Genomic DNA, 2,820 nt, shown 5'->3' with positions numbered 1-2,820 from the left:
GGGATGGACGCTCACCAACGGAACCGTTCTCGGTACTGACGGCCGAACGTTCTTCGGTGCAACGATCGTCGACGAGACGGGCAAAACGCGTGAGCGTTCGGACGTTTGGGTCATTGCCGACGGCAAGGTCTACGCCTCGACAGGTGGGGCCCGCAACAATTCGACGTTCCCCAAGGCGTCTGCCGCGCCGCTGAGCATCTCCCCCGCCGACGAGGCCGTTCAGGCGGTCGACCACTGCGTGATCGTTCAGACGCTCGAGCGCTGAGCCAGCAGACACAAACGCGCCCCGGCATCGGAGGATGCCGGGCGCGTTTGTTTTGCGAGTCCGCGGGTCAGGTGACTTGGACGAATCCGGCCGTCACCGAAACCGCGAAGCTGCCCGAGTACTTCATTTCGATGCGGATGAAGTCACCTGTAGCGACGGCACCGTTCCATGTCGCGGTGAGGGTTCCCGACGCGCCGGTCTGCGAGTTCGTTTGTACGACAGAACCATTCACCGTGATGTTGATATTCACTGTTGCGGTCGAGAACGTCGACCAGGTCGCCGAAACCGAGATCGTGACCGCGCCGCCAGCGTTCTGGACGACTAGCGCCTCGTTGCCGGACACGAGGCTCCCGGGGAAGCTGCCAGAGGTGTCGGCGAGCCAGCCTTGCACGGGTGCGAAGGATGACCCGGGCGAGGCGGTTCCGTTCTTGTTCATCTTCGATGGCAGGAACGCCGCCGTACGCGGGCCCGCAACCATGATTGCCATATCGGCCGCCCCTATGCCGTGCCGAGTAGTTCGACAATCAACCCTTTGCCGGGCGTGGTGCCGATCCCGGTTATCGCGACGGTGAGAATATCGCCTGCCGCATACGCGAAAGTGCCTGTTACGACGCCCCCGGCAACCTGGCTCGCCGCGGCCACGGTGTTCGTCCCGCCCGCTATCAGCGTTCCGTTCTTGCGGAGCTCGACCACGAGGTTGCCGCTCGCGTCGGCGGTGTTGCCGCGGACCGAGAACGAGGTGAATGTCGCTGCGCGTGGCAGTTTCACACCGCCTGTGAAGTCCGATGCGGCCACGGCGCGCGTGGTGCCCTGGGCGAGGATCGTGAGCGCAAGATCATACGGCGAGGTACCGACAGCGGGCGTGCGCGCGTTCGTCAGGCGTGCGTCATTGCCTTCGCACGCGGTACCGGCGGTCGTGCCGATGGCAAGGCTCGAGGTGCCCGCGCCGATCGCAGAGCGGGCGGTCCCTGAAGAGGCGGCGGTCAGCACCGAACGCCCGATGGTGGTCGCGTCGGAGATATCGGCCGCCGCGTGCGTGTGCACAAGCGCGGCCTTGCCCGAAAGTGCCGGAACGGTCGGGGCGGCTGCGGAGCCGCCGAGGTCCCCGGCGAGTTGGATGATGCCTTTGGTGCCCGTGGTGGCGTCGGGCGCGGGCGGCCCGGTCGGGCCGGGCGGTAGGACGAGGTCGAGAGTCCAGTCGGGCGGGCCACCATGCACCGTGGCGGCGGCCGGTCCCTGACTGACCGCGCCGATTGCGAGGCTGAATGAGTCGACGGCTGCCTGTGCTGCGGTGGCGGCGGTGCCTGCGGTGCCTGCGCTGGCGGCGGCCGAGGCGGCGGCCGCGGTGGCCGCGGCGATCGCAGGCACGGTGACCGGTGCCAGGTCGGTTCCGTCGTCCAGCTCGAAAACCAGTGCATCGCCGACGATATGGACGTCGACGATCGACAATCCCCGGACGACAGCCTCGCCGTTGGATGCCGGGACCGGTGAGACGAGGGTTAGATCGACCAGGCCGGTTGAGTCGTCGTCAGGGTGCGCCGGATCCGGGCCCGGCACGTACGGCGGAACCATGAACGCGAACCCGTCCATCGGCACCCGAGCGCCCTCGAAGGTCAGCGCGAAATCGACTCGCCATGTCCAGCCTGTTGGATTGGTGTCACCGGTGGGAGCGACCAGCCGGATACCGCGCTGTCCGCGCCAGGTCAGATACCCGAACTCGTCTAGGCTCGCGACGTAATGATCCGGAAGCTGCACATAGGTCGCCGGGTCCGGATCCGCGCCCGCGACAAGCACTTTCGGCGCACCCGCGGTGAACGTGAGCGTTCCGGCCAAAGGCACGAATTCGGGATTGTCGGCGATATCGGGGCCGTCGGCGATATTGGCCAGAAAGCGGCCCACTACCTTGCCGTATTTCAAGGGGACGAGGTCGGCCATGGCTATACCTCCTCTCTCAGGCGGTCGGGAATCTCGGGCGTCGGCGGGGGCGGGGTGCCGAATTGGTGGGCGATGCCGAGATCGCGGATATGGGCGAGCAGTATGCGGATGAACCGAACGGACTCACCGAACAGGCTCTTGCTCTGGGCGAGCTCGTCCTCGAGGTGGCCTACGCGGTCTTGCAGCTCGGCGATTTGTCGGGCCTGCTCGTCGGCTCGGCGTGATTGGCGGCGGTCGAGGTAGCCGAACAATGCGCCGAGGACGGCGACGGCCCCGGCGGATAGGGCGGCGATCTGCTCGGGGTTCATAGATCACCTGCACGCGGCTCAGCGGCAAGCCACGGGGCCCACACGGCTATTGCGCCGTTGACCGCGGGAACGGCCATAACCCGCGTGATCGTGGCCGAGATCGCCAGCGCCGCACCGATACCCGCCGCAGTGGAAGGCAGGCCCGACGAGGCGACGATCACGGGCAGGGCGGCGGCCAGGCCGATCACGAGCTGAAACACGGTGCGGGCCACAGCCCGCAACGGGTAGCGGACTTGGCTCGCGGCCTCGGGCGCGCTGTGCTCGCCCATCACTTGCCGCCCTGCTGACCGCGCTTGATCTCGGCGACGTCGG

Annotated in this window: 4 protein-coding genes and 1 pseudogene; 1 reads left to right on the top strand and 4 read right to left on the bottom strand. The window is 67.3% G+C overall.

What is annotated here, in order from left to right:
- A pseudogene (locus NA10_RS37780) lies at positions 1-265 on the top strand (DUF2510 domain-containing protein); the annotation flags it as partial.
- A 67-nt stretch (positions 266-332) separates the two neighbouring features.
- Here NA10_RS37780 and NA10_RS29310 read toward each other — a convergent pair.
- From NA10_RS29310 to NA10_RS29295, 4 genes are all read right to left on the bottom strand, one after another.
- Positions 333-752 carry a hypothetical protein gene (locus NA10_RS29310; protein ID WP_067573717.1) on the bottom strand — a complete coding sequence of 140 codons (420 nt, stop codon included), beginning with the start codon at positions 750-752 and terminating at the stop codon, positions 333-335.
- A gap of 11 nt (positions 753-763) precedes the next feature.
- Complete coding sequence (locus tag NA10_RS29305) at positions 764-2,200, bottom strand: hypothetical protein (protein WP_067573715.1); 1,437 nt, start codon at positions 2,198-2,200, stop codon at positions 764-766.
- A gap of 2 nt (positions 2,201-2,202) precedes the next feature.
- Positions 2,203-2,508 carry a hypothetical protein gene (locus NA10_RS29300; RefSeq protein ID WP_067573714.1) on the bottom strand — a complete coding sequence of 102 codons (306 nt, stop codon included), beginning with the start codon at positions 2,506-2,508 and terminating at the stop codon, positions 2,203-2,205.
- On the bottom strand, positions 2,505-2,820 hold a 316-nt coding region (locus NA10_RS29295; RefSeq protein WP_218021611.1), incomplete at its 5' end, for a hypothetical protein. The genes NA10_RS29300 and NA10_RS29295, both read right to left, overlap by 4 nt.

The organism is Nocardia acidivorans NBRC 108247 (genome assembly GCF_001625085.1).
GTDB classification, from domain to species: Bacteria; Actinomycetota; Actinomycetes; order Mycobacteriales; family Mycobacteriaceae; genus Nocardia; species Nocardia acidivorans.
The sequence above is the reverse complement of the archived record's forward strand: the minus strand, read 5'-3'. Positions and strand labels throughout refer to the sequence as shown.